Source organism: Streptococcus mitis (genome assembly GCF_023109515.1).
Lineage (GTDB): Bacteria > Bacillota > Bacilli > Lactobacillales > Streptococcaceae > Streptococcus > Streptococcus mitis_CS.
In genome coordinates, this window is record NZ_JALDUM010000001.1 from 720,887 (window position 1) to 747,575 (window position 26,689).

The following is a 26,689-nucleotide window of genomic DNA, read 5'->3' on the forward strand; positions in this document are numbered from 1 at the left end:
GAAATTTGCTCTAATAACAAGTTTTTTCTAGACGGATAGCCCGTCTTAGTGGGAAGCATCCCCATTCCAGATGGAGTTTTTCACGATAACATAATCAACGTGTTTAAGGTCAGCTACCTCACGACCACCTGCATAAGAAATAGCACTTTGAAGGTCTTGTTCCATCTCAGTTAAAGTGTCTTGCAGGTGACCTTTGGCAGGAAGCAAGATGCGTTTTCCTTCGACGTTTTTATAAGCACCCTTTTGATATTGTGAAGCTGAACCGTAGTATTCTTTGAACTGTTCGCCATCAACTTCAATCGTGTTCCCTGGACTTTCGATGTGTCCTGCAAAGAGAGAGCCAATCATGACCATGCTAGCACCGAAACGGATAGACTTGGCAATATCGCCATGAGTACGAATTCCTCCATCAGCGATAATCGGTTTACGGGCAGCCTTGGCACACCAGCGTAGGGCAGCTAACTGCCAACCACCTGTACCAAAACCAGTCTTGACCTTGGTGATACAAACCTTACCAGGACCGATTCCGACCTTAGTAGCATCCGCACCAGCATTTTCCAATTCACGCACGGCTTCTGGTGTTCCCACATTTCCAGCAATGACAAAAGTATCTGGCAATTCTTTCTTGATGTGTTGAATCATAGAAATCACGCTATCCGCATGACCGTGAGCAATGTCAATCGTGATGTATTCCGGAGCATCAGCCTTGAGTTGGCTAACGAAATCATACTCATAGTCCTTAACACCGACAGAGATAGAAGCAATGAGCCCTTGATCGTGCATTCGTTTAATAAAAGGAATGCGTCCTTCCTCATCAAAACGGTGCATAATGTAGAAGTAGCCCCCTTTAGCTAGTTGCTCTGCTACATTTTCATCCAAAATCGTCTGCATATTTGCTGGTACAACAGGTAGTTTAAAGGTATGATTTCCTAGAGTGACACTTGTATCCGCTTCTGCACGGCTTTTAATCACACATTTATTTGGAATCAATTGAATATCTTCGTAATCAAAAATTGGAAATTCATTTAACATATCGATGTCTCGTTTCTTTTGTAATGACCTACCTATGCTTTCGCATCACTACGTCTTTTCCGACGTTTCCTTAATTTATTATAAACTAAAGTACAGTTTTTGTCAAATAATTTTATAAATTAAAATATATTGTTCGGGTTTTGATTATATCAAAGACAGAAAAGAGGAGAGATTATTTTCTCCCCACTTCTTTAGTAATATTACTTTTAAATATTTCTTCGGAGTTTTCTAGCATTTCACAAAATTCACGATAAGATGAAGACTTCTGAGGAATTTGAATAGACCATTTCTTCAACAAAGCTCCATAACCTGCTAGCTTTCCTATCTCATTATCAACAACCTTGTCCTTGCTCGGAAAAACAAGACCAGCCTTCTCAGCTTTTAAAATATAAGAATAGGAAATCAGCTGGAACAAGTCCTCACGGTTGATCCCTTTTTCAGTGAACTCTAGTTTTTTATATTTAGCATCTAGAACAATCTTTCGTTCTCTATCATAAAAATCTGGATATACTTTCCGTTTCCCAACAGAAAATACCGAAATACCACCTAGCTTTTCTTTATTCCGTGGATGGATGAAATCTTTTGGCAACAAAGTATGAACATACTCTTCCCAAAGCCAGGCAACATCAAAAAGAATACCATGAATTTTTTGATCTTGATACCCTAAGCCGTGCTTTTCTTGGTTTAGGATCATCAGACAAAGTTCTTGTAACTTTCTGTACTCGTGAAAGTATGCATGACGTATAGGTTTAGATTGATTTCCCCGAATAATCTTAGCACGATCAGCTAGTTTATAAGAGGGCGTTACACGCACGATTTCAGCTACGTTTTCACGACTAGTTGAGAGATTATCTAGTACCCCTTGACCAATACTTTTCTGGTTCTTAATGTATTCAATAGTATGACGGATCAACTGCATGAGGGGATTATCATAGGTGAACTCTCTCGTTGTGTAGGCAATATTTCCTGTAAAAGGAAGGTTTTTCTTGAGATGGTTTCTTACATCAATCACTCCCTTAACATGACTATCATTATGAGAAAATCTCTGGTATTCCTTATAAAGACCTTTTCGAATTGCAGCTTGTAGATACTTAGGGAAGAGATACATCAAAAGTTGATAAAGCCTCTCTTCACGAGACAAAGCAACATCTAAACTAGTGAGATTGATATGAAGAACCTTGTGTAAGAGATAATGCAAAAAGTGGTCGTTATATTTATCAGAAAAGCGAGAGGAAATCGTTAATCTTTCCTGACCACACCCCAGAAAACCAATCACATTTCCTGTCTTGATTTCCTGATTAACTGTTTCAAAGATTTTTTGGTCCTTTTCTAAGTCAGGAGAATTCTTCAAATCATTTGGAAAAATAAAGATATTGTCCTCTTTAGAAAGGTTATCTAGTGTTCTATCAAGAAGTGCTTGACTTAGTTTGGGATATTCTGCGACAAAGCCTTCCTTAGCAATTCTATGCTGATTATCAGTTATCCGCATCATCGTCTTCATCGCCTTCATGGTCATCAGCTACTGCCTGATCTTTTTGCTCATTCTTTGTCAGATCAAATGCTTTTTTCAATGTACCCAGAGTTTCAGCCTCTTCATAAGAACCTCGTAAGTAATCTTCCAAAAGCGGTTTGAGGTAATCAGACCAAAGTAATTCATAATCATAATCCAACTCTTTTAAATTACGGAAATAACTTGGTCCGATATGATAATGACTGTTTAACTCCTGAACGTTTTCAATAGCAGCGTTCAAGTTTCTTAAACGTTTTTTCGCTTCTTCCTCATGTCCATCTAGTTCGTTATCTAGAATGTATAACTGGCTTTCAGCAGTAACTTCAACAAAACGGAAACGACGGCGCATAGCAAAATCAAAGGTGTCCACTGAACGGTCAATATCATTCATAGTTCCGATAATATAGACATTTTCAGGGATATAAAATTTCTCATTAGTCTCATGTAAATTAGCATACTGAGTAGAAACACATCCCTTTTCACCACGATAGCCAGGGTCAATAGAGAAAAAGAGTTCACCAAAAATCTTAGAAATCTCACCACGATTAATCTCATCGATAATGAAAACGAATTTCTTGTCTGTTTCAACCTCTTCTGGAGAAATATAGTCTTTCAAAGCAAATCTTTTCTTTAAAGTTTCAAGGACTTTTTTTCCTTGGTTATGATAATAGGGCTGTTTCAGATAGTTTTCATCTTTATATAGTTCATAAACATAAGATTTTGTTAAGACAGTTCCTTGGGATTTAGTTTCATAATTGATATTAAAATTATTTCGACTATTTACTGTTAGATAGGAAAATTCTGTCAAATATTCTTTTTCATCTCTGTTATTTACATACTCAAGATAAAGATCCCAAGCTTCATCAAAATTATCTTGACCTCCAATCTTCTTAGAATCTATAGCATTCTGACAAAACTTCTTAAAAATACCATCTTGTAATTTAAACTCGATAGCTCCATCCCCATTGGATACTGGGCGCAAACCCTCGACAAAATCCGTGTAGTCATACGAAGGATGAAACTGAACAAAGCCGATTTGATCTTCGTTGCCATCCGTTAATTCTTTAGCAATTTCTTTAGCAAGATAAGTTTTTCCCGTGCCAGGAGCACCGCGGAGGATGAGGTTTTTGGATTTTCTTAATTTATCTAAATAATCGTTAATATTTTTATTCATAACAACCTTCTCTATATTTTTTCTGTATGTACCATTTAGAATAGATTTATACAAATTGATACGTTCTGAATTTCTATCCCAGTTGATGGTTTGTCTTGCACCTTTTTTACCTTGGTATTCCCATCCACCATCTACTTTCAACCAATTAACACCAATACAATGTTTAAACTCTGTTTTTGTTTCATCAAAGTAATATGTTTTCACACATTGTCCAATACCCAAAATTTTGTTAAATCCTGAGGTAGCTATTATATAATCATTTATTTTTATGTCATGTGCAAACTTCCAAATAAATAAATTTCTCTGCTTTCCTTGCTTCAATTCTTCAGGATTATTGTAATCTAAAATATTAGATAAATTAGAATCAAAATCTATACAAGCTATATTTTCTTCTTTAAATAAAGACCAAACTTTTCCACCTCCTCCTGCAACTATCATCCAATAATTTAATTTTTCTTCCATTTTGTAGCTCCATTTTCATATTATAGGCTAGTTAGTATTTAATATTTCAAAGCTCTATTTCACATATAGAATATCACATCTATATAAAAAAGAAAAGAAATTCTAAAGAAAAGTCCAGTGTTAGGAGCTTTAATGTCTCATAACACTAGACTTCTTTTTTATCTTAATAATACTCTCCCTGACGGTAGTCCCATGAGTTAAAGGTATCTGACAGGTGCATCATAATCTTATCAATGTCAAGCCCTTTGCGAATCACAACTGGAGCTGGTGAAGTTGAACGTGCTCCTCCTTGTTCTGGGATGAGTTTACCGTATTTATCAACCATAGAGACCATCACACCTTGCTCGTAGCGAGTTTCAATCGTTTTGTCAGGCTGGATAGATGCCACATAGTCGTCTGCCTCGATAACAAGGTCAACTGCCCTTTCGATGCGTTCTCCGATACCTTCTACTTTACCACGATTTCCTTTTCCAGATGGATTTGCAGAGGAGGCATAGACCATCTTGCCTTCTTCCCAAAGTTTGGCAGCCAATTGTTCACCAGCTTTCCCAAACTTGATAACGAAACAGCTAGTACCACGCACATCAGTCATCAGCTCTTCACGGCCATCCCCATAAGCTTTCAATTTCTCAAAGGCTTCTGGTTTCCAAGGAAGGATACAACCAAGAAGAATATCTTCGTCCCAATGTTTTTGGTAGAAGGCTTCAATTTCTGGGTTGAGTTGTGCTAAAGCGCGAAGTTCATCCATGCTACCACAGAGGACAACACCTGGTTTGTTACGGTTACGTTCTTTGGCTGCGAACTTGCGTTCAAGTCCTGCCTTATCGCTAGTCATGATGATATAACCGACTTTTGTAGGGCAAACAATGCACCCTCCCTCACCTTTTAAAATGTCATAGCCTTCTTGTGAAAGTGTTCCGTTCCATTGAATGTGTTTTGTCATAGTTCTATTTCCTTTTCTATTTTTCTTCTAATCCTGCCAGTAGGCTGGTCGTTGTTTTTCATAAGCAGCAATCAAATCTTCATACTGCAAGGTAATACCGATATCATCCAAACCATTTAAGAGCTTGTGTTTCCACTCACTATCGATTTCAAAAGTGAATTCTCCAACTGGTGAGATGATTTTTTGTTGTTCCAAGTCCACAGTTATCTGGTCAGTTGGTTTCAAGTGGGCTAGTTTCTCTCGAACCTCTCTGGGCTGAACAATGGGCAACATACCATTATTAAGTTCATTATTGTAATGAATATCACCGAAAGATCCTGCAATCACGACCTTAAAACCATAGTCCGCTAGAGCCCAAGCTGCGTGTTCCCTCGAAGAACCTGCCCCAAAGTTATCCCCTGAGATGAGAATACTGGCTTTGCGGTATTCAGGTCGGTTAAAGACAAAGTCTGGGTCCTCAGTATACTTGTCATCCAGATAACGCCAAGCATACATAAGGTACTTACCAAAGCCTTTTTTATCAATTAACTTGAGAAACTGCTTGGGAAGGATTTGGTCGGTGTCGATGTTATCATTCATGAGAGGAACGGTCGTTCCCGTATAAACTGTGAATTTCTCCATATCCTCTCCTTACTGGGCTTCTGGCATTTGCCGAACATCTACGAAACGCCCTGCAATAGCTGCCGCAGCTGCCATGGCTGGACTGCAGAGGTGGGTCTTAGCGCCAAAGCCCTGTCTGTCTTCAAAGTTACGATTGCTGGTTGAGGCACAGTGAACACCATCAGGTACCTTGTCAGGATTCATCCCTAGGCACATAGAACAACCTGGGTCTCTCCACTCAAATCCAGCATCTAGAAAGACCTTGTCCAAGCCCAACTTCTCAGCAGCTCGTTTCACAGAACGAGAGCCTGGAACCACGATAGCTGTTAGATTAGGAGCAATCTTCTTTCCTTTGACAAATCGAGCAGCCAGTTGCAAGTCGCTGAGACGAGCATTTGTACAAGACCCGATAAAGATATAGCCTAGTTCAATATCTGCTGGCTTTTGACCAGGCTCCAAGTCCATGTAATTGTAGGCTCGCTCATCATTCATATCCTTAATTTCTGGAAAGCTACTGTCAAAGTCAACACCCATAGCAGGATTAGTTCCCCAGGTCACCATGGGAGCCAATCCTGAGACATCCATCTGGATAACCTTATCATAAACAGCATCATCATCACTGATAATTGTTTTCCAATCCGCCACAGCCTCTTCGAAGTCTTCTGGAACACACTCACGTCCCTTGAGATAGTCATAGGTGGTTTGATCTGGGTTCATGATTCCCATCTTAGATCCAAACTCGATGGACATATTGCAGATGGTCATTCGCTCTTCCATGCTCAGTGCATCAATAGCCTGTCCACGATACTCCACGACATAACCAACACCACAAGCAACGCCGTACTTGGCAATCAAGGCTAAAATGAAGTCCTTGGAATAAACTCCTTTTTGAGGAACTCCAGTGAATTCTACCAGCATTTTCTTGGGTTTGACCTGCCAGAGGGTCTGGGTAGCAAAAACATGCTCAACTTCACTGGTCCCAATTCCAAAGGCGATAGCTCCGAAAGCCCCGTGGGTTGCCGTATGACTGTCTCCACAAACGATGAATTTTCCTGGTTGGGTCCGTCCTGTTTCTGGACCAACCATATGAACGATTCCCTGCTTTTCAGAACCGTGGGCTGCATGTTCGATCCCAAACTCCTCAACATTTTCAGCAAGCTTATCAATTTGTGCCTTAGAAATCACATCTCGAATATCGTAAATATTGACTGTCGGGACATTGTGGTCAAAGGTTCCAAATGTCAAGTCTGGTCGTCTCAATCTTCGTCCTGCTTCTCGCAATCCTTGAAAAGCCTGAGGACTGGTCACTTCGTGGATATAGTGCTGGTCCACATACATGAGTTGAGGCTGCCCCTCTTCTCCTGTGATGACATGACGGTCCCATAATTTATCAAAAATCGATTTTCCTGCCATCCATTACCTCCAAATAAAATATAAGGCTACTAGTGTGGTCACCATCCCGAGAAACCAAACCGTTTTAAAGTACCATTTTCGAGTCTTGTGGTGAAAAGTGATTCCTGCCAACCAGGCACCAAAACCACCACAAGTAAGAGCCAAAATGAGTAAGATTTTCTCTGGGATGCGCCAAGCTTTTCTCCTTGCCTTTGATTTGTCAATACCATAAATCAAGAAAATCATGACATTCCAAATCAAGAGGGCAAGAGTAATTTTTTCGTCTAACTTCATAACCTTGCAATAATAGCTTCCGTCATTTCCTTGGTCGAAGCCTGTCCACCTATATCTCTTGTTAAAATGTCAGCCGCTAAGCTAGCTTCAACGGCACGTTCGATACGCACTGCATCCTCATAGCGTCCGAAACTATCTCTCAACATCATAGCAACAGATAATATCATGGAGATAGGATTGGCAATTCCTTGACCTGCAATATCAGGAGCTGAACCGTGAATAGGTTCATAAAGGCTTGGACCCTTTTCAGAATGACTGGCTGATGGCATAACTCCAAGTGTACCAGATAGAACGCTTGATTCATCAGATAAGATATCTCCGAAAAGATTCTCCGTTACGATAACATCGAACTTGGCAGGATTGCTAATCATGAGCATGGCAGCTGAGTCTACCAGCTGGTGTTCCAAGGTTACATCTGGGAAATCCTGCGCGACCTCCTCAGCTACTTTCCGCCAGAGTTTTGATGTTGCCAACACATTTTGCTTATCAATGCTGGTAACGATTTTTCTGCGATTTCTTGCGATTTCAAAGGCTTTGCGAATAATCCGCTCCACTTCCTCATAGCTATAGTCGTTGATATCACGCGCTTTGCGCTCTTCAAGGATATGATCTCCAAAGTAAATCCCGCCTGTCAACTCACGCACCACGACAAAGTCTACACCAGCAATTCGTTCTGGTTTGAGAGGTGACAAATGCTTGAGACTCTCAAAGATTTTTACAGGGCGAATATTAGCATAGAGATTGAGTTCCTTACGGAGCGCTAGCAGGCCTTGTTCAGGCCGAACCGCTGCTCCATCATACTGAGGACTACCAATAGCTGCTAGGAGAATGGCATCTGCTTCTCTACTTGCCTTGAGGGTTTCATCAGGTAAGGGATGCCCTGCAGCATCAATACCTGCACCTCCAAAAGGTCGTCTGTCTATTTCATAGACAAAGCCTGTTTTTTTAGCTAGAGCCTCCAGAACTTCTAAACCGGCCTCCATGATTTCTGGACCGATTCCGTCCCCTGCTAGGGCCACTATTTTCTTTGTCATAGCTTTCTCCTTTACACACTAGGCATATCGCGGTAAGAAACACTGCGTCCCATCTCACCTGCATTCTCTTTTTGAACAAAGGTATTAGCATTGATGTAGGCAATAGCCGAAGCCTTCAACACATCGAAATCAAGACCTGCTGCATTAAAGATGGTTTCTGTATCTCTGTTTTCAACAGTGACCAAAACTCGAGCTTGGGCATCAATTCCATCTGTCACAGCATCAATGGTGTAGGACACCAAACGAACGGATTGGTTAAAGAACTTATCGATAGCGTTAAATATAGCTTCAACAGAGCCTTGTCCTGTCGCATTGAACTCGACTTTCTCACCATCCATATTGGCTAGGCTAACAAGCGCTTCAATATCATTGTCTGCATGAGTTTGAAGTTGTAAATCATCAAAGTGGAATCCTTCTGGGTTTTCAACCATGGTTCCAGCTACCAGAGCACGAATATCTGCATCTGTGATTTCTTGCTTCTTGTCGGCCAGTGCCTTGAACTTAGCGAAGAGTGGTTTGATGTCCTCTTCTGTAAAGTCTAGGGCCAATTCTCTTAGTTTCTCGACAAAGGCATGGCGACCAGACAATTTTCCAAGTGGGAGGCTATTACTCTTGACACCGACCAATTCAGGAGTGATGATTTCATAGGTAAGAGGATTTTTAAGGACTCCGTCTTGGTGAATACCAGATTCGTGAGAAAAGGCATTACCACCGACCACAGCCTTGTTTTTAGGAACTGGAATTCCTGAGAAGCGAGAAACCATTTCTGACGTATTGATTGTCTCATTTAGGACAATACTGGTTTCTGCTTGATAGTAATCTTGGCGAATATTGAGCGCCACTGCTATTTCTTCTAAAGCAGCATTTCCAGCTCGCTCACCAATACCGTTGATAGTTCCTTCGACACGTCCTGCCCCATTCTTGACAGCAGCAAGGCTATTAGCCACTGCCATTCCAAGGTCATCGTGGCAGTGAGGCGAATAGATAATCTGACGATCCGTCTTGACATGCTCAATCAAGTATTTGAAGATAGCTCCATATTCCTCTGGTGTGGTAAATCCTACCGTATCAGGAATATTGATATAAGACGCACCTGCATCAACCGCTGTTTGAACAACTTGTAGAAGGAAATCCAACTCTGTTCTGGTCGCATCTTCAGGAGAGAATTCGACCACTTCAAACTTGGAACGTGCATAAGAGACATGCTCCTTAATAGCTTCCAAAATCTCTTCCTTGCTCTTATTGAGCTTATACTTTCGGTGAATCGGACTGGTAGCGATAAAGACATGGACCTGTGGATACTTTGCGTCCTTGAGGGCCTCGTAACAAGCATCAATATCAGACTTGACAGAGCGTGCCAAACCAGTCACCGCTGTTTTCTTCAAGACCTTAGCAATCTCCTGCACTGCCGTAAATGAGTCTGGACTAGCCGCTGGAAAACCAGCTTCGATGGCTGAAATACCCCATTTCTCCAGCTGTCTTGCTATGGCAATTTTTTCCTTTATTGAGAAATTAACACCAGGTGTCTGCTCTCCATCCCGAAGGCTGGTATCTAGAAATTCAACTGTTCTCATAAGATTTCCCCTTTTCCAAATGTGGTTTTAAAAAAACATCTCGCTCAGAAACCCAAGCGAGATGTTGATTCACTCCCGCTTGGTAAGCCAAACAGGACTAATGCTTTTTGCACTAGCCCGAGTACCTCAACAACAAAGCAAATTGATTAAACTTAGCTGTTTTCATGTTTGACTTTCTCCTTCGTTTGATATCTTGTTTAGTATTTTAGCATAGGCAAAAGTACTTGTCAAGAAAAAATCCAATATTTTCTGAAAATTTCTTCAGTAGAGAATATTTTGCTAATTGAAAATCCTTGAAATGTTTCATTTTTTAGTAGTTAAGTTCCAACTTTTTTCTATCAATTCCAATACTTCTTTATCTGATAAAGTATCATCAAGCACCACACTAATCCAGTAACGTTTATTCATATGAAAAGCTGGATAAACGCCTTTGTGTGAAAGTAAATCAGCTACTTGGTCATGTTTGAGGTTGACTGCTTCCAACTGTCCTTCTCTGCCCTTTTCCAGCTTATCCCAAGAGATTTTCATCAAGACGGCATACCACTTTTTATTGCCTTCGTGTCTTAACACTGCCGTATCAGGCGATTTCTCCCACAAATACTCCAACTGATTACCATACTTTTCCTGAACTTGAGTCATGATTCGCTTAGTCTGAGGGCAGATAAAATCCTGTACCTCAAAACAAGCCTTCCGAATCTGGTAAAGAATCTCCAAACAAGCCTCACGGACATTTCCGACAAAACTTCCCCTCATGCTTTCCATATGAACTTGAGGATAGAGATCACCAGTCTCCTGGTCAAAGACTTGAAAGTTCACATTATCAGCACTGATGGACACAGTCATGACAAAATCACCTTGCAAAATCTGGCAACTATAAGTCCAGACTTCCCCATTTTCTACAAAACCGTAAGCTTGAGCTTTTTCTTGATTAAACTGATAAGATTTAAAAATTTCAAACATAAGTGAAAACTGCTACCCAAAGTTAGCAGTTCCTTTCTATTTTTTAAAAGACAACCTTGGTTCCATGCAATTGTGTCACACCCAGCTGGTCGATAAAGGTTTGACGGTTGTCCAAGTCAATCCCCCCACCTGGAAGAATTTCAATTTTACCTTTAGCGTGCTCCAAAATTCTGTGATAATGAGCAAAACGTTTCTCTATTGAATCGCCAGATACACCAGCACGAGTCAAGATACGGGTGACACCAGCTTGACTGAGCCAGTCAATAGCTTCCAACTGGTCTTCATCGCTCAATTCATCAAAGGCCATGTGGAAGACAATTTCCATTCCTTTTGATGCATCAATCAGCTTCTCCAGATTAGCTTTATCCAACTTCTTATCAGCAGTTAAAGCCCCAAATACAACCCCTTGACTTCCAGCCTGAGCAGTCAATCGAATGTCTTCTAGCATGATAGCAATTTCCATATCATTATAGACAAAGTCGCCACCACGGGGACGAATCATGGTCATAATGGTCGTATCGTAGTTGGTTGCCAATTCAACCGCTGCCTTGGTCACTCCATAGCTGGGAGTTGTTCCACCAACTGCTAGATTATCACAGAGTTCGATTCGGCGAGCTCCAGCCTGCATCGCTTTTTCAAGCAAGCTCACATTTTCAGCACAAAATTCGTAAATCATTTAATTCTCCTTGAGTATTACTTTGAATTTATTATATCATATTGTTGTGAATATGCTTTCAATTTTATCAAGGGAAATAGTTACAAATTTTACTTATTCTTTGTCTGGAATAACCTTAAAGAGATAATAAGTGATAAAGATGGTCAAAGCTCCCAGACCGATTTTGACTGGTAAAAGAGGTGCAAAATAAATGGAAATCCCCATCAAGATGTAGATAGATACGATGATTTTTTTCTTTCGTTCACGCGCAATAGACTTGGTCTCACGAAAATCAGCCACATATGCTTGATAGAGCTTGGTATGGTAAAGCCAGTCTTCGAAACGCTTGGAACTTCTGGAGAAACAAGCGATAGACAACAAAAGAAAGGGAGTTGTTGGCAACAAGGGCAGAACAACCCCAACAATAGCCAAGGCCAGTGATAAAAAACCAATAATTAGATAAATAATACGCATAACTACTCCTAATTAAAATAATCTTCTTCTAGTTTCGCATACAATGATGAATTTTGTCAAGTTCCAATCAAAAAGAGCCTGAAATTCACTTTCAGGACTCTCCTCTTATTTAATCTTTTCTTCCTCGTAGTCGCCATTACTACATACAACCTGCTTGCCACCACCACGAACTTTTTTCTCCATGAGGAAGTTACCACATTTTGGACAGTCACGACCAACAGGCTTGTCCCAAGAGGTAAATTCACAGTCTGGATAACGATTGCAACCATAGAAGAGGCGGTTACGTTTGGTTTTACGTTCAATGATTTGTCCTTGATGACAACTTGGACACTCAACACCGATTTCTTTCACGATTGCTTGGGTATGACGGCAATCTGGGAAATTGCTACAAGCGTAGAACTTACCAAAACGACCAAGCTTAATGACCATTGGACTACCACACACTTCACAGTCAAATCCAGCTGGTTCATCCTTGATTTGGATTTTCTCCATTTCTTCTTCAGCCTTGGCCACTTCTTTAGAGAATGGTTTGTAAAAGGCATCAATAACACGTTGCCACTGCTCTTTTCCAACTTCGACATCATCTAGTTTACCTTCCATTTCAGCTGTGAAGGTGACGTTTACGATATCTGGGAAATATTCAACGATGAGCTTGTTAACAATTTCGCCCAACTCTGTCGGTTCAAAGCGTTTGGCTACAAGGCGAACATAATAGCGTTTCTGAATGGTTTCAATTGTAGGAGCGTAGGTTGACGGACGTCCAACCCCATTTTCCTCCAAGGTCTTAATCAATGTCGCTTCAGAATAGCGAGCAGGCGGTTGTGTGAAATGTTGCTCTGGTTTGCTATTAATCTGCTTAACCACATCTCCAATAGCCATATCTGGTAACATTTTATTCTTGTCAGAATCATTATAAATGGCAAGATAACCATCAAACTTAACCTGACTACCATTAGCAGCAAATTGGACCCCATTTTGAGACAATTTAACAGCCATGGTATCAAAGACTGCAGCTGTCATCTGGCTAGCCACAAAACGATTCCAAATAAGGGTATAAAGCTTGAGCTGATCCTTATCCAGATACTTAGCAATGCTTTCAGGTGTATTAAAGACACTAGATGGGCGAATAGCCTCGTGGGCATCCTGAGCTCCTGAAGCATTTTTGACCTTGCTACCATGCTTAGAGTACTTGCTACCAAAACGGTCTGTAATGAAACTTGCTGCTTCATTTTGCGCTACTGGACTGATACGAGTAGAGTCTGTACGCATGTAGGTAATCAAACCTTGGACACCAGAACCAATATTAATCCCTTCATAAAGCTGTTGGGCAACCATCATGGTCTTTCGAGTACGGAAATTGATTTTATTAGCTGCATCCATCTGCATGGACGAAGTTGTATAAGGTAAAGGAGCATTGCGTTTGCGCTCTTTCTTATCCACCTGATCAACGGAAAAGTCTTTACTAGTCAGACGAGACAAGACTTCCTTGACCTCATCATTGCTAATCAGTTTTAACTTTTTGCCATCTACTCCATAGAAGGAAGCCTGAAATTGCTTGGTTCCCTTTTTAAAGACGCCATCAATTGTCCAGTATTCCTCTGGCTGGAAAGCATTGATTTCATTCTCACGGTCAATGATGAGTTTAAGGGCAATGGACTGTACACGACCTGCTGATAAGCCCTTCTTAACCTTCTTCCACAAAATTGGCGAAATCGAATAGCCTACCAAGCGGTCTAAGACACGACGAGCCTGTTGGGCATCAACCAAGTCCATATCAATCTTGCGTGGTTCTTTAAAAGCATTTTTGACCGCATCCTTGGTGATTTCATTAAAGACCACACGGTTGGCATCATTTTCATCCAAGTTAAGAATATGGGCCAAATGCCAAGAAATCGCTTCTCCTTCACGGTCCGGGTCACTCGCAAGAAAGACTTTATTAGCTTTTTTAGCTTCTTTTTTCAAGTCATTGATGAGAGGACCTTTTCCTCGGATATTGATATATTGCGGTTCATAATTATTTTCAATATCGACGGACATACTGGATTTCTTCAAATCACGGATATGCCCAACACTGGCTAGAACCTTGTAGTTTCTGCCTAGATATTTTTCAATCGTCTTGGCCTTAGCAGGCGACTCCACGATGACTAGATTTTTTTTAACTGTTGATTTTTTCTTTTTTGTTGCCGTAGCCACAGTATCACACCTTTTCAAAGTAATAAACTTTATAAAGTGTAAACCATTTTGCCATAACTGTCAAGACTTAGCTCTTATATATAGAAGAAAAGTTGGTTTAGAAGGAGAAATTTCGTCTTAAAATTCAAATTCGGCAAGAACATCTTGTCCACTGGTGACCAATTTTGCTCCTTCTTGGATCAAATGATGGCAACCGTCTGATAATCCATCTAAAATGCTACCAGGAATAGCAAAGACATCGCGCCCTTCTTCCATTGCTCGCTCACAGGTAATAAGACTACCTGAGCGCATCTTAGCCTCTGCGACGATTACACCACGGCAAAGTCCAGCAATGATGCGATTACGGGCAGGAAAATGAAATTTCAGAGGTTGTTCGCCAGGTCCATACTCACTGAGAACTAGATGATCATTTCCTATGTAGTCTTGCAAGCGTTTATTGGCTTTAGGATAAAACACATCCAGCCCTGTTCCAATCACTGCAATGGTTTTTCCGCCATTCTGAAGAGCTGCCATATGAGCTGCTGTGTCAATTCCCTTAGCTAATCCACTGACGATAACCAGTTCATTTTCCAAGCCTTGAATGACTTTTTCAACTGACTTAGCTCCCTGTTTGCTACAAGCACGACTGCCCACGACCGCTACCTTCGAGAATTTCAAGAGGTCAAGATTTCCCTTGTAAAATAAAAGTACAGGCGCGTCATATATTTCACTCAAATCCCAAGGATAACAGTCATCTAAAATAGAGAAAGATGGAAATTTTTGAAACTCCTTCTCCAGATGCACATCGTCTATCTGAAAATAACGTTCCATAAAAACAGCTGGATTTCGGCAACCTGATATATCTGCAATATCACCCAACAAAAGCTCCTGATCAACATTTTCACCGTATTCTAGTACTTTCAAAATCTGTTGATTGGTCAAACCTGATTTTTTTAACTTATAGATTTCATAGTTTGTGATTTTCATAAATATCTCCATTTCTTTTTCTACTCATCTATTTATTCGTAAAAAATCAAAAAACATCTGACTATTTTAGCCAGATGTTGGAATCTTTAATTTTCGTTTTTAAGAATTTCTTCTAATTTATGATAGTCTTGGACACTATCGATTTCATAGATGCTATTGCCTTCTAATTCTTCAACATAGACATCTAGCTCTTTGATATTGTCCTTAACCATATTGTCCCAGTAGAGATCAACAAATTCACCACTCGCATAGGCCTTGTCGATAAAGCTGACAATCTTTTCTGCTGTTGGAGCATCCCAGAAGGATACACCACTAAGGATACGACCTGCCTTACTATCAACAATAATGTCTTGAACCTTGTAATCATCTCCATAGACCAAGAACCATTCGTTGGTGCAATCTTCACGATAGACACTAAAATAAGTCGAACGTGTCAAATCATTGCGGAACATATTTTTGAAGAGATAGTTATCGGCATCAATAACATAGCTGTTAGCTAATTCTTCTTTTACAAGATATAGAGAGTAAAAGTTATTGTAGTCAGCGTATTTATCATTGAAAACGAGGCGGACACCGTATTTTTCTTTCAAGTAATCGAATTGTTCTTTAAGGTAACCAACGATGATGATGATGTCATTGATCCCTTTTTCTTTGAGAAACTCAATTTGGTATTCAATCAAAGGTTTTTGATTAACCTGAACCAAGGCTTTAGGGGTATTTTCAGTCATAGGACGCAAGCGAGTTCCCAATCCCGCTGCTAAGATAATGGCTTTCACACGAATCTCCTTTATTCTTTAATAATAATATAAACTCCAGCAATGACGACAAGTGACGTAATAATTGTCAGCATATCTAGCGGTGCTCCCAAGAAAACAACTGCAAACAAGACAGTCCATACTACATAGCTCACGTTCAAGCCTGTTGCCTTGGCTGGTTGCAAGCGATTGATAGCAATATAATAAGCCAAGTAGGAAATCATATCAAAGGCTGCAAAGACAATCATAAGACCTAGCAATTGTCCATTGGCCACTTCAGCAAATGACTGATGAGAGAAGAGCACAATCACAAGATAAGATAAGAATGAAGTCACTTGACGAATCAAGAGGGCTTCGATTTCACTCAGTTCACTTTCCATAGCAAACGAGCTAAGAACACTCTCACTTCCCCATGCAATAGCACAAACCAAAGCACAGAGAATTCCAATGTAGAAGGAATTGACCTGTTCTACCTTATAGGTCTGAGCAATTATCCCTCCAATAATCAAGACAATTCCAAAGACAGTATTTTTCGAAATCTTGTGCTTCAAAAAGAAGAAAGCCAATAAAACTGAAATCGCAGGGTAGATAGCCGATACAGATGACGCTAAGGAACTTCCGATATACTTAACTGCATAAAGGTTGGCCTGCATACCGATTGGACCTGCTAGCAAGGCTCCGATGATAACACTCACATTGCGAATATTTAAGAAAATTGAGAGACGAACTTTTCCTTCTTTTACCAAAAGAAAAGCTAGTAAGATAAAGATACTCAAGAAATCATGAGCAGCGGCCACCACAAAGGGCGACAAATCTGTAAAAATTGAAAAGATATAAGCGCTAATTGTTAGACCTAAGCCCCAGAAAACACCTGAGAGTAGACCGAAAGAAACTCCATTTTTATTTTTCATCTGAACCTCCATAATATGACAAACCTTTAACAGCTCTTTGGTAACGATTTACACCATAGTCACCAAAATCTGCACCTTGCTCTTCTTTATAGACTGTCCATAGACTCCAAATAGTATCTTGTAAAATTTTATAAATGGCAATCTTTTCACGAGAGACAGGTGTTTGCTCACTCTCATAGTGAGACAAGAAGGCTTCATCCTCTTGAAGAGTGAATTCAGACTCTAAAAAGAGGGCAGCCAAATCCCACATTGGATCGTTCATTGATGAATATTCCCAGTCAATCAGATAAAGTCGTCCTTGAGGTGACTCGATAAAGTTTTCAGGCACCAAATCGATATGACAAGATTTTCTATCAACACCTAAGTCAGCCAGTCTTTTCTCTAAAGAGAAGACTTGTTCTCGAACAGCTTCATAGTTGGCATAAGGGATTTTTTCTTCAATCAAGGATTCGTATTTTTTGATTTCTTCAAAAGGAGCAAATTCTCCTCTTAATTCCTTGCCAGAAGCATGAATGGTTTGTAATATTGGAGCAATTTTATCAAATTTAGTCTTGATTGACGTTGAATCAAGTGTAATCGCAGATTCGATATACTCATTTACTTTGATACCAGCTTCAATATCAAAAAGATAATTTTTTACATCTAAGTCTAAATCCTTTAGTAGTTCAAGATTGTACTTTTCATCTTGACGATTGATCAGCTTTTCTGTCCCTTTACCAAAGAACTTAACAATGTATTGCTTATTTGTTGTTTTGACCAAATAGTTTTGATTGGTCATTCCCCCCAGTTGTTCAACACTGAGGACTTCCTCTTCTGCACTAAGTAAAGAAGAAATTTTTTCTTTAATAATTTTCTCCACAATTAACCTCCAGCACTTATACTTCCCACTTAAACACAGTTTTAAAGGCTGTATTCAAATCGGTCGCAAAGACACGGTGAATATCTTTAATTTCTCTTACAGGTTCTTCTAGATAAAGGATATTTTTAAGACGATTAGCGAATTTCTTGACTTCCATCATTTGAATCGCATTTTCAAAATCAATGCGACCAGAACGAGAGGAACCAACCAAGAGCAAGCCTTTTTCTAAGGCATCGCGTGTATTGAGATTGACTTTATACTCGCTAACTCCCATCATGAGAATCGTTCCCTGAGGACGAATGTAGCGAATCAAGTCATTAATAGCTGGTCCAGTACCATCACCACCACAACACTCAAAAGCATGGTCAAAGGCCAAATCTTCAGGAATATTATCAGTAATATAGCATTCTTTGGCAAATGAGAAAAGTTCCAATTTTTCCCAATGACGACCAATAACCACGATCTCTGCTTCTGGCAAAGTATAGTTGATAATATTGGCAACCACAAAAGCTAAACTTCCATCTCCGATAACGGCGATTCGGTCTCTCTTGCTATGAGCAAGGGTCAATAGACGATTCATAGCATGCATACCAACACTGACGAACTCTGTAATGGCTGCAACCGTGTCTTCAATAGCATCATAAGCCACCACACGGTCTTTAGGGAGAGAAACAAACTCTCTCATAAAGCCATCAAATCCACTAGACAAGAAATGGGTCCCTGTCATGTAGTTTTCATAGAATTCTTCATCACTCTGCATAGGAGGCTGATTGGGAATCATGACAACTTTTTGACCAACCTCGTAGGTTCCTGTCGGGTCAGAAATAACGGTTCCACATGACTCGTGAATCATTGCCATTGGAAGCTTTTTGTTCAAAATCTTGGGATCACGTTTCCCTTGGTAGTAACGCTGATCCGCATGACAGACCGCCATATAATTAGGACGGATGAGGATATGGTTCTCTTGGTCAATAGCCTCTTCCTGGTATTTGACATTGATAAACTTAGGCTTAGTTAGTTGATAAATTTGATTAATCATTTTACTAGTCTTTCTCAATCATACTTTTTGCAATCTTCAAATCTGTTACTGTTGTGATTTTTAGGTTTGAGTATTCGCCTTTGGCCAAGGCCACATCTTTTCCTTTGATCACAAAGATTTTACATGCATCTGTCAAGATTTCTTTCTCTTCAGCAGAAAGAGAGCCATAAAGGTCCATGAAGTCCTTGCAACGGAATGTTTGAGGTGTTTGTCCTTGATAAAGGTGAGCACGATTTGGAATATCTGTAATAAATTGACCATTAGTACTTTCAACGATAGTATCAACCGCTTCTACCACTGTGTCCACTGCGTCATGATTTTGCGCAAGTTTGATATTGTCTTGAATCATGCGAAGTGTAATAAATGGACGAACAGAATCGTGGGTAACAACAATGTCCTCTGGAGTAAGCGGACGATAAGCATCAATGGCTTCAATGATTTTCTCAATACTTGTATTGCGGTCAGCACCACCCTTTGTAATGATGATGCGTTCCTTATGAAGAGGAAGATATTTATCTACAAGATCTTCTGCATGAGAAACCCAGTCTCCATGAACCCCAACTACAATTTTTTCAATACTTGGTTCCAAGACAAATTTTTCAATTGTATGAATCAAAATAGGTCGATCACCTAGCTCTAAAAATTGTTTTGGCAAGTTACTGATTCCCATGCGTGTGCCAGTTCCACCAGCAAGAATTCCTGCATAAATCATCTTTTTTCTCCTTTGTCTTACTAAAAAAACTTATTCTCTCTATTATACCACAATCTAGTCCTATCTTGAAAGAAATACCGGACCTCCCGTTCTAGAATAGGAGGATTAAGCAGTTCTCTTATTCAAAGAAACTAGCCCATTTCTAGTAATGACCAGGAATTCTGTAGTCATTACTAATAAATGGCTGTGAAATTTTAGAGTTCTTCAGAATAATATAGTTTCCTTAAAGAAAACTTAAAATTAAGCTTTGAAACTTCAAAGTGATTACTTGACTTATACTCAATGAAAATCAAAAAGCAAACTAGAAGCTAGCCGCAGGTTGCTCAAAGCACTGCTTTGAGGTTGCAGATAGAACTGACGAAGTCAGTAACATATATACGGTAAGGCGACGCTGACGAGGTTTGAATTTGATTTTCGAAGAGTATTACTGCCCTTCATTTCTTATTATCTGACTTTATGATATAATGAAAAACGAGGTAAATTGAATGAAAAGTATAAAATTAAACGCTCTATCTTACATGGGAATTCGTGTCTTGAATATTATTTTTCCCATCTTAACTGGAACCTACGTCGCGCGTGTCTTGGACCGAACTGACTATGGTTACTTCAACTCAGTCGACACAATTTTGTCATTTTTCTTGCCCTTTGCAACTTATGGAGTCTATAACTACGGTTTACGGGCCATCAGTAATGTCAAGGATAACAAAAAAGATCTGAATAGAACCTTCTCTAGTCTTTTTTATTTGTGCATAGCTTGTACAATTTTGACCACCGCTGTCTATATCCTTGCCTATCCTCTCTTCTTTACTGATAATCCAATCGTCAAAAAGGTCTACCTTGTTATGGGGATTCAACTCATTGCCCAGATTTTTTCAATCGAGTGGGTCAATGAAGCTCTGGAAAATTACAGTTTTCTCTTTTACAAAACTGCCTTCATCCGTATCCTGATGCTGGTCTCTATTTTCCTTTTTGTTAAAAATGAGCACGATATTGTTGTCTATACACTGGTGATGAGTTTATCGACACTAATTAACTACCTGATTAGTTATTTTTGGATTAAAAGAGACATTAAGCTTGTTAAGATTCACATAAGTGATTTTAAACCACTCTTTCTTCCTCTGACAGCTATGTTAGTCTTCGCCAATGCCAATATGCTCTTTACTTTTTTAGATCGCCTCTTCCTCGTTAAAACAGGGATTGATGTCAACGTTAGTTACTATACCATGGCCCAACGAATTGTGACCGTTATAGCTGGTGTGGTAACAGGTGCAATTGGAGTGAGTGTGCCTCGTCTCAGTTACTATCTGGGGAAAGGAGACAAGGAAGCCTATGTTTCCTTGGTTAATAGAGGTAGTCGAATCTTTAACTTCTTTATCATTCCTTTAAGTTTTGGTCTCATGGTTTTAGGGCCAAATGCCATCCTCCTTTACGGTAGTGAAAAATATATCGGAGGTGGCATCTTGACCTCTCTCTTCGCTTTTCGGACGATTATTCTAGCTTTAGATACCATTCTTGGTTCGCAAATTCTCTTTACGAATGGCTATGAAAAACGTATCACAGTCTATACAGTCTTCGCTGGATTACTCAATTTGGGATTAAATAGTTTACTCTTTTTCAACCATATCGTGGCTCCAGAATACTACCTACTAACAACTATGTTATCAGAGGCCTCTCTACTTGTTTTCTATATCATTTTCATCCATAGAAAACAACTCATCCACTTAGGACATATCTTTAGCTATACTGTTCGATACTCTCTCTTTTCACTTTCCTTTGTAGCAATTTATTTCCTGATTAATTTCTTGTATCCTGTAGATATGGTCATTAATTTGCCATTTTTGATTAATACTGGTTTGATTGTCTTGCTATCAGCTATCTCTTATATTGGGCTACTAGTCTTTACCAAAGATAGCATTTTCTATGAATTTTTAAACCATGTCCTAGCCTTAAAAAATAAATTCAAAAGATCATAGGAGTTTAGAATGAAACAACTAACCATTGAAGATGCCAAACAAATTGAATTAGAAATTTTGGATTATATTGATACTCTCTGTAAAAAGCACAATATCAACTATATTATTAACTACGGGACCCTGATTGGGGCAGTTCGACATGAGGGATTTATCCCTTGGGACGACGATATTGATTTATCCATGCCACGAGAAGACTACCAACGATTTATTAACATTTTTCAAAAGGAAAAAAGCAAATACAAACTCTTATCCTTAGAGACAGATAAGAACTACTTTAATAACTTTATCAAAATCACCGACAGTACAACCAAAATAATCGATACTCGAAATACGAAAACCTATGAGTCTGGTGTCTTTATTGATATTTTTCCCATGGATCGATTTGATGATCCTAAAATCATTGATACTTGTTATAAACTGGAAAGCTTCAAACTTCTGTCTTTCAGCAAACACAAAAATATCGTCTATAAAGACAGCCTTTTAAAAGATTGGATACGAACAGCCTTTTGGTTTCTCCTTCGACCTGTTTCTCCTCGTTATTTTGCAAATAAAATCGAGAAAGAAATTCAAAAATATAGTCGTGAGAATGGTCAGTATATGGCCTTTATCCCTTCTAAATTTAAGGAAAAGGAAGTCTTCCCAAGCGGTACCTTTGATAACACAATTGATTTACCCTTTGAGAATTTGACCCTTCCTGCACCTGAAAAATTTGATACTATTTTGACTCAATTTTACGGGGATTATATGACCTTGCCACCTGAAGAAAAACGCTTCTACAGTCATGAATTTCATGCCTACAAATTGGAGGATTAGGATGCAATATTTAGAAAAAGAAGAAATTAAAGAAATCCAACTAGCCCTGCTAGATTATATTGATGAGACTTGTAAAAAACATAATATTCCTTATTTTCTCAGTTATGGAACCATGCTTGGAGCTATCCGCCACAAAGGTATGATTCCTTGGGATGATGATATTGATATTTCTCTCTATCGTGAAGATTATGAACGTTTATTGAAGATCATTGAGGAAGAAGACCATCCACGTTATAAGGTTCTCTCCTACGACACTTCTTCTTGGTACTTCCATAATTTCGCATCAATTTTGGATACTTCTACTGTTATCGAAGACCATGTTAAGTACAAGCGTCATGACACCAGTCTCTTTATCGATGTCTTCCCAATTGATCGCTTTACCGATTTGAGCATTGTCGACAAGAGCTATAAGTATGTGGCCCTTCGTCAACTGGCTTATATCAAAAAATCACGCGCAGTTCACGGCGATAGCAAGTTAAAAGATTTTCTAAGATTATGTAGCTGGTACGCCCTCCGCTTTGTCAATCCTCGCTACTTTTACAAGAAAATTGATCAGTTAGTCAAAAATGCTGCAACTAATACTCCTCAATATGAAGGAGGAATTGGGATTGGTAAGGAAGGAATGAAAGAAGTCTTCCCAGTCGATACCTTTAAAGAACTCATCTTAACTGAGTTTGAAGGCCGTATGTTGCCTGTTCCAAAAAAATATGACCAATTTTTAACCCAGATGTATGGCGATTATATGACACCACCATCAAAAGAAATGCAAGAATGGTATAGTCATAGCATTAAAGCTTATAGCAAAAGCTGATTAAGCAGTAGTTTACAAGAAAAAATATAACAAAAAAGAGAAGATCGTTACACCTTCTCTTTTTTCTATTTAAATCGCTTCTGTGACAAAGCTACGGCTTTCAAGTACCTTAAGCATGGCATTAGCTGTATCTAGGGCTGTAAAGAGGGGTACACCATGTTCAATGGCTGAACGGCGGATTTGCTCACCATCTTCGTCAGCAGTTCGTTTGGTTCCAACTGTATTAATGATAGCTTGGATTCTTCCTTTGCGAACAAAGCTTGGGATATCCTGATCATCATCACCAATCTTACCAACAGGTTGGGCTTGCAATCCATGACCAGCAAAGAAGGCTGCTGTCCCTTCTGTCGCAAGGATTCCATATCCAATATTTTGGAAACGACGAGCCAAGTCTAAGGCTTCTTCTTTAGCATCATCAGCGATGGTAAAGACAACATTTCCAAAGGTTGGCAAGTGTAGGTAAGAAGCTTCAAAGGCCTTATAGAGAGCTTTTTCTAGAGTAGTATCAGAACCCATAACTTCCCCTGTTGACTTCATTTCAGGACCGAGTAAGCTGTCTACCTTAGCTAGTTTCGTAAAGGAGAAGACAGGCGCCTTGATATGAACACGAGTACTTTCAGGATAAAGTCCATCTTGGTAGCCAAGTTCTTCAAGTCTTTGACCAAGGATGAGCTTAGTCGCTACCTGAGCCATAGGGATATTGGTTACTTTTGAAAGGAATGGAACCGTACGGCTGGCACGTGGATTGACCTCAATAACGTAGACTTTTTCATCCTTGATAACAAACTGGATGTTCATCATTCCAAGGCAGTTAAGACCGATTGCTAGGCGTTTAGTATAGTCTGCGATTGTTTCTTGCACCTTTTGAGACAAGGTTTGTGGAGGATAAACGGCCATTGAGTCACCTGAGTGAACACCGGCACGTTCGATATGCTCCATGATACCAGGGATAAGGACATTTTCTCCATCTGAAATGGCATCAACTTCGCACTCTTGCCCAACGATGTAAGAGTCAACAAGAACTGGGTGGTCAGGACTAGCCTTAACAGCCGTACGCATGTAAGAGCGAAGGTCTTCCTCATTTTCCACGATTTCCATGGCACGTCCACCCAAAACATAAGATGGACGAACAAGGACTGGGAAACCAATCTTGCGAGCTGCAAGCACTGCTTCTTCTTCATTGGTTGCTGTTTGTCCTGGTGGCTGTGGAATATCTAAGTCTTTGAGAGCTTGCTCAAAGAGGTCACGGTCTTCAGCCCGATCCAAGTCAGCAACTTGTGTACCAAGGATGGTCACACCTGCTTTTGCCAATGGCTCCGCAAGGTTGATGGCTGTTTGACCACCGAACTGAACGATAACACCCTTTGGTTGTTCCAAATCGATAACATTCATGACATCTTCAAAGGTTAACGGTTCAAAGTAGAGCTTGTCAGACACAGAGAAGTCTGTTGAAACAGTCTCTGGGTTTGAGTTCATGATAATAGCTTCGTAGCCAGCAGCCTGGATAGCCTTAACCGAGTGAACAGTTGCGTAGTCAAATTCAACACCTTGACCGATACGGATTGGACCTGAACCTAGAACTAGGACGGATTCCTTATCAGACTTGATAGATTCATTTTCCCATCCATAGGTTGAATAGAAATATGGTGTTTCAGAGTCAAACTCTGCCGCACAGGTATCAACCATCTTGTAAACTGGGACAATCTTGTTTTCCAAACGAAGTTGGCGAACTTGGTCTGCTGTCGTTTTCCATAATTCCGCAATCTTACGGTCTGAGAAACCATTGAGTTTGGCTGTTTTCAAAACTTCTAGATCTTGTGGATGGGCACCCAACTCCTGCTCAATTTCAAAGATATGCAAGAGTTTATCAAGGTAAAAGATATCAATTTTTGTAAGCTCAGCGATTTCCTCTGGTGTGTAACCACGACGAATAGCTTCTGATACGTAGAAGAGACGGTCATCTTGGGCTTTCACAACCTTTTCAATCAAGGCATCATCAGAAACTGCTGCAAGTTCAGGCATTTCATTGTGGTGAACGCCAATTTCAAGTGAACGACAAGCCTTAAGAAGCGACTCTTCGATGTTTCGACCGATTGCCATGACTTCTCCAGTCGCCTTCATCTGAGTACCAAGACGACGCTCACCTTTTTCAAACTTATCAAATGGGAAACGTGGAATTTTCGCAACGACGTAGTCAAGGGCTGGCTCAAACATGGCATAGGTTGAACCTGTAACTGGATTGATAACCTCATCCAAGGTCAAACCAACGGCAATCTTAGCAGCCAATTTGGCAATCGGGTAACCTGTTGCCTTAGACGCAAGGGCTGACGAACGGGATACACGAGGGTTTACTTCGATGACATAGTACTTGAAGCTGTGTGGATCAAGTGCCAGCTGAACATTACATCCACCTTCAATTTTGAGGGCACGAATAATGCTCAAGCTCGCATCACGAAGCATTTGGTTTTCATAGTCTGACATGGTTTGCGCAGGGGCAAATACAATAGAATCTCCTGTGTGAATCCCAACTGGGTCAAAGTTTTCCATGTTACAAACAACGAGGGCATTGTCAGCTGAGTCACGCATGACTTCGTATTCGATTTCCTTGAAACCGGCAATTGAACGCTCAATCAAACATTGGGTAACAGGTGACAATTTCAACCCATTTTCAGCAATTTCACGCAATTCTTCCTCGTTAGCACACATACCACCACCAGTACCACCAAGGGTAAAGGCTGGACGGACAATGACTGGGTAGCCAATAGTTGCAGCAAAGGCAACTGCTTCTTCAACCGTATTTACAATTTCTGATTCTGGAATTGGTTGATTCAGCTCTTCCATCAACTGTTTAAAGAGATCACGGTCCTCCGCTTGGTCAATGGCAGATAATTTGGTCCCCAGAAGTTCAACACCAAGCTCATCAAGAATACCGTTTTTAGACAATTCCATGGCCATATTAAGACCAGTTTGCCCACCAAGGGTTGGTAGCAAGGCATCTGGACGTTCCTTACGAAGAATACGTGTCACAAACTCAAGCGTAATCGGTTCGATGTAGACCTTGTCCGCAATTTCCTTATCCGTCATGATGGTTGCAGGGTTTGAGTTAACCAAGACAACCTCATAACCTTCCTCTTTCAACGACAAGCAAGCCTGGGTCCCCGCGTAGTCAAACTCAGCAGCCTGACCAATAATAATCGGACCAGAACCAATCACCATAATTTTTTGAATATCAGTACGTTTAGGCATTTATAAGATATTAAGGGCGTCAAGCGGACAAAGCTAAAATAGGAGTTATGACGAAGAACTGTCAGTTCTAGGAATAACTATCTTTTTAGCACAGTCCGTAGCCCGTATTCAGTTTAGCAAATACGGACCACCCTTCTCCTTTCTATTCGTCGCCTCACAGAGCGACATTAAATAAGATACAAAGGACGAATAGAAAGCGATTGAATTTTAGGAAACCAAGTAAGGATTGACAATCCAAGTTGGTTTCTCTAAATTCCGAGCTTTCCGTCCGTGTTCAGTTACATAAATTCTCCGACGAGCTTTTACT

General features: G+C 40.0%; 23 protein-coding genes. 3 read left to right on the forward strand and 20 right to left on the reverse strand.

Going from position 1 to position 26,689, the window contains the following annotated elements:
- Nucleotides 1-45: 45 nt before the first annotated feature.
- From M1G05_RS03575 to M1G05_RS03665, 19 genes are all read right to left on the reverse strand, one after another.
- Nucleotides 46-1,032 carry a GMP reductase gene (locus tag M1G05_RS03575; RefSeq protein ID WP_227325786.1) on the reverse strand — a complete coding sequence of 329 codons (987 nt, stop codon included), beginning with the start codon at nucleotides 1,030-1,032 and terminating at the stop codon, nucleotides 46-48.
- Nucleotides 1,033-1,204: 172 nt separating this feature from the next.
- Complete coding sequence (locus tag M1G05_RS03580) at nucleotides 1,205-2,524, reverse strand: McrC family protein (protein ID WP_247953317.1); 1,320 nt, start codon at nucleotides 2,522-2,524, stop codon at nucleotides 1,205-1,207.
- Nucleotides 2,508-4,178: an AAA family ATPase gene (locus M1G05_RS03585; RefSeq protein ID WP_000391559.1), complete on the reverse strand. Its 1,671-nt coding sequence runs from the start codon at nucleotides 4,176-4,178 to the stop codon at nucleotides 2,508-2,510. The genes M1G05_RS03580 and M1G05_RS03585 overlap by 17 nt, the downstream gene beginning before the upstream one ends.
- Nucleotides 4,179-4,341: 163 nt before the next feature.
- On the reverse strand, nucleotides 4,342-5,121 hold the full coding sequence (locus M1G05_RS03590; protein WP_084928462.1) for an L-threonylcarbamoyladenylate synthase: 780 nt from the start codon (nucleotides 5,119-5,121) through the stop codon (nucleotides 4,342-4,344).
- Nucleotides 5,122-5,148: 27 nt separating this feature from the next.
- A complete protein-coding gene (gene leuD, locus M1G05_RS03595; RefSeq protein ID WP_000410619.1) occupies nucleotides 5,149-5,742 on the reverse strand; it encodes a 3-isopropylmalate dehydratase small subunit in 594 nt (197 codons plus the stop codon).
- A gap of 9 nt (nucleotides 5,743-5,751) precedes the next feature.
- Nucleotides 5,752-7,134, reverse strand: a complete 1,383-nt coding sequence (gene leuC / locus M1G05_RS03600) for a 3-isopropylmalate dehydratase large subunit (RefSeq protein WP_247953127.1) — start codon at nucleotides 7,132-7,134, stop codon at nucleotides 5,752-5,754.
- A gap of 3 nt (nucleotides 7,135-7,137) precedes the next feature.
- On the reverse strand, nucleotides 7,138-7,407 hold the full coding sequence (locus tag M1G05_RS03605; RefSeq protein ID WP_023946895.1) for a DUF1294 domain-containing protein: 270 nt from the start codon (nucleotides 7,405-7,407) through the stop codon (nucleotides 7,138-7,140).
- Nucleotides 7,404-8,441: a 3-isopropylmalate dehydrogenase gene (gene leuB / locus M1G05_RS03610; RefSeq protein ID WP_247953128.1), complete on the reverse strand. Its 1,038-nt coding sequence runs from the start codon at nucleotides 8,439-8,441 to the stop codon at nucleotides 7,404-7,406. Before leuB ends, M1G05_RS03605 begins: the two co-directional genes overlap by 4 nt.
- An 11-nt stretch (nucleotides 8,442-8,452) precedes the next feature.
- Complete coding sequence (locus tag M1G05_RS03615) at nucleotides 8,453-10,015, reverse strand: 2-isopropylmalate synthase (RefSeq protein ID WP_247953129.1); 1,563 nt, start codon at nucleotides 10,013-10,015, stop codon at nucleotides 8,453-8,455.
- Between the two features lie 303 nt (nucleotides 10,016-10,318).
- On the reverse strand, nucleotides 10,319-10,975 hold the full coding sequence (locus tag M1G05_RS03620) for an MmcQ/YjbR family DNA-binding protein (RefSeq protein ID WP_247953130.1): 657 nt from the start codon (nucleotides 10,973-10,975) through the stop codon (nucleotides 10,319-10,321).
- Between the two features lie 43 nt (nucleotides 10,976-11,018).
- Nucleotides 11,019-11,651, reverse strand: a complete 633-nt coding sequence (locus tag M1G05_RS03625; RefSeq protein WP_247953131.1) for a copper homeostasis protein CutC — start codon at nucleotides 11,649-11,651, stop codon at nucleotides 11,019-11,021.
- 93 nt (nucleotides 11,652-11,744) lie between these two features.
- Nucleotides 11,745-12,104, reverse strand: coding sequence for a YbaN family protein (locus M1G05_RS03630; RefSeq protein WP_001220352.1), 360 nt, complete (start codon nucleotides 12,102-12,104; stop codon nucleotides 11,745-11,747).
- Nucleotides 12,105-12,209: 105 nt separating this feature from the next.
- A complete protein-coding gene (topA, locus tag M1G05_RS03635; RefSeq protein ID WP_247953132.1) occupies nucleotides 12,210-14,297 on the reverse strand; it encodes a type I DNA topoisomerase in 2,088 nt (695 codons plus the stop codon).
- Between the two features lie 117 nt (nucleotides 14,298-14,414).
- Nucleotides 14,415-15,263, reverse strand: coding sequence for a DNA-processing protein DprA (dprA, locus tag M1G05_RS03640; RefSeq protein WP_247953133.1), 849 nt, complete (start codon nucleotides 15,261-15,263; stop codon nucleotides 14,415-14,417).
- 86 nt (nucleotides 15,264-15,349) lie between these two features.
- A complete protein-coding gene (locus M1G05_RS03645; protein WP_000643965.1) occupies nucleotides 15,350-16,039 on the reverse strand; it encodes a sugar phosphate nucleotidyltransferase in 690 nt (229 codons plus the stop codon).
- Nucleotides 16,040-16,050: 11 nt separating this feature from the next.
- Nucleotides 16,051-16,929, reverse strand: a complete 879-nt coding sequence (locus tag M1G05_RS03650; protein WP_000791850.1) for a DMT family transporter — start codon at nucleotides 16,927-16,929, stop codon at nucleotides 16,051-16,053.
- On the reverse strand, nucleotides 16,919-17,788 hold the full coding sequence (gene licA, locus M1G05_RS03655; protein WP_247953134.1) for a phosphotransferase: 870 nt from the start codon (nucleotides 17,786-17,788) through the stop codon (nucleotides 16,919-16,921). The genes M1G05_RS03650 and licA overlap by 11 nt, the downstream gene beginning before the upstream one ends.
- A gap of 16 nt (nucleotides 17,789-17,804) precedes the next feature.
- On the reverse strand, nucleotides 17,805-18,827 hold the full coding sequence (locus M1G05_RS03660) for a ribitol-5-phosphate dehydrogenase (protein WP_000609877.1): 1,023 nt from the start codon (nucleotides 18,825-18,827) through the stop codon (nucleotides 17,805-17,807).
- A gap of 4 nt (nucleotides 18,828-18,831) precedes the next feature.
- Nucleotides 18,832-19,539, reverse strand: a complete 708-nt coding sequence (locus M1G05_RS03665; protein ID WP_000638493.1) for an IspD/TarI family cytidylyltransferase — start codon at nucleotides 19,537-19,539, stop codon at nucleotides 18,832-18,834.
- 485 nt (nucleotides 19,540-20,024) lie between these two features.
- On the opposite strand from M1G05_RS03665, the gene tacF reads away from it, so the two are divergent.
- From tacF to M1G05_RS03680, 3 genes are read left to right on the forward strand one after another with little or no spacing between them, the layout of a single operon-like run.
- Nucleotides 20,025-21,512: an oligosaccharide flippase family protein gene (gene tacF / locus M1G05_RS03670; RefSeq protein ID WP_247953135.1), complete on the forward strand. Its 1,488-nt coding sequence runs from the start codon at nucleotides 20,025-20,027 to the stop codon at nucleotides 21,510-21,512.
- Nucleotides 21,513-21,521: 9 nt separating this feature from the next.
- Nucleotides 21,522-22,325, forward strand: coding sequence for a LicD family protein (locus M1G05_RS03675; RefSeq protein ID WP_238096141.1), 804 nt, complete (start codon nucleotides 21,522-21,524; stop codon nucleotides 22,323-22,325).
- A gap of 1 nt (nucleotide 22,326) precedes the next feature.
- On the forward strand, nucleotides 22,327-23,136 hold the full coding sequence (locus tag M1G05_RS03680; RefSeq protein WP_247953136.1) for a LicD family protein: 810 nt from the start codon (nucleotides 22,327-22,329) through the stop codon (nucleotides 23,134-23,136).
- 69 nt (nucleotides 23,137-23,205) lie between these two features.
- On the opposite strand, the gene carB is transcribed toward M1G05_RS03680, so the two are convergent.
- Nucleotides 23,206-26,382 carry a carbamoyl-phosphate synthase large subunit gene (gene carB / locus M1G05_RS03685; protein WP_247953137.1) on the reverse strand — a complete coding sequence of 1,059 codons (3,177 nt, stop codon included), beginning with the start codon at nucleotides 26,380-26,382 and terminating at the stop codon, nucleotides 23,206-23,208.
- Between the last annotated feature and the right edge of the window lie 307 nt (nucleotides 26,383-26,689).

Coding starts and splice junctions, on each gene's coding strand:
- M1G05_RS03615 (WP_247953129.1), bottom strand. CDS start 10,015: ATGAGAACAGTTGAATTTCTAGATACCAGCCTTCGGGATGGAGAGCAG.
- M1G05_RS03660 (WP_000609877.1), bottom strand. CDS start 18,827: ATGATTAATCAAATTTATCAACTAACTAAGCCTAAGTTTATCAATGTC.
- M1G05_RS03575 (WP_227325786.1), bottom strand. CDS start 1,032: ATGTTAAATGAATTTCCAATTTTTGATTACGAAGATATTCAATTGATT.
- M1G05_RS03625 (WP_247953131.1), bottom strand. CDS start 11,651: ATGATTTACGAATTTTGTGCTGAAAATGTGAGCTTGCTTGAAAAAGCG.
- M1G05_RS03580 (WP_247953317.1), bottom strand. CDS start 2,524: ATGATGCGGATAACTGATAATCAGCATAGAATTGCTAAGGAAGGCTTT.
- dprA (WP_247953133.1), bottom strand. CDS start 15,263: ATGAAAATCACAAACTATGAAATCTATAAGTTAAAAAAATCAGGTTTG.
- carB (WP_247953137.1), bottom strand. CDS start 26,382: ATGCCTAAACGTACTGATATTCAAAAAATTATGGTGATTGGTTCTGGT.
- M1G05_RS03630 (WP_001220352.1), bottom strand. CDS start 12,104: ATGCGTATTATTTATCTAATTATTGGTTTTTTATCACTGGCCTTGGCT.
- leuC (WP_247953127.1), bottom strand. CDS start 7,134: ATGGCAGGAAAATCGATTTTTGATAAATTATGGGACCGTCATGTCATC.
- leuB (WP_247953128.1), bottom strand. CDS start 8,441: ATGACAAAGAAAATAGTGGCCCTAGCAGGGGACGGAATCGGTCCAGAA.
- M1G05_RS03585 (WP_000391559.1), bottom strand. CDS start 4,178: ATGGAAGAAAAATTAAATTATTGGATGATAGTTGCAGGAGGAGGTGGA.
- M1G05_RS03590 (WP_084928462.1), bottom strand. CDS start 5,121: ATGACAAAACACATTCAATGGAACGGAACACTTTCACAAGAAGGCTAT.
- M1G05_RS03650 (WP_000791850.1), bottom strand. CDS start 16,929: ATGAAAAATAAAAATGGAGTTTCTTTCGGTCTACTCTCAGGTGTTTTC.
- M1G05_RS03605 (WP_023946895.1), bottom strand. CDS start 7,407: ATGAAGTTAGACGAAAAAATTACTCTTGCCCTCTTGATTTGGAATGTC.
- M1G05_RS03675 (WP_238096141.1), top strand. CDS start 21,522: ATGAAACAACTAACCATTGAAGATGCCAAACAAATTGAATTAGAAATT.
- M1G05_RS03620 (WP_247953130.1), bottom strand. CDS start 10,975: ATGTTTGAAATTTTTAAATCTTATCAGTTTAATCAAGAAAAAGCTCAA.
- M1G05_RS03665 (WP_000638493.1), bottom strand. CDS start 19,539: ATGATTTATGCAGGAATTCTTGCTGGTGGAACTGGCACACGCATGGGA.
- tacF (WP_247953135.1), top strand. CDS start 20,025: ATGAAAAGTATAAAATTAAACGCTCTATCTTACATGGGAATTCGTGTC.
- leuD (WP_000410619.1), bottom strand. CDS start 5,742: ATGGAGAAATTCACAGTTTATACGGGAACGACCGTTCCTCTCATGAAT.
- M1G05_RS03680 (WP_247953136.1), top strand. CDS start 22,327: ATGCAATATTTAGAAAAAGAAGAAATTAAAGAAATCCAACTAGCCCTG.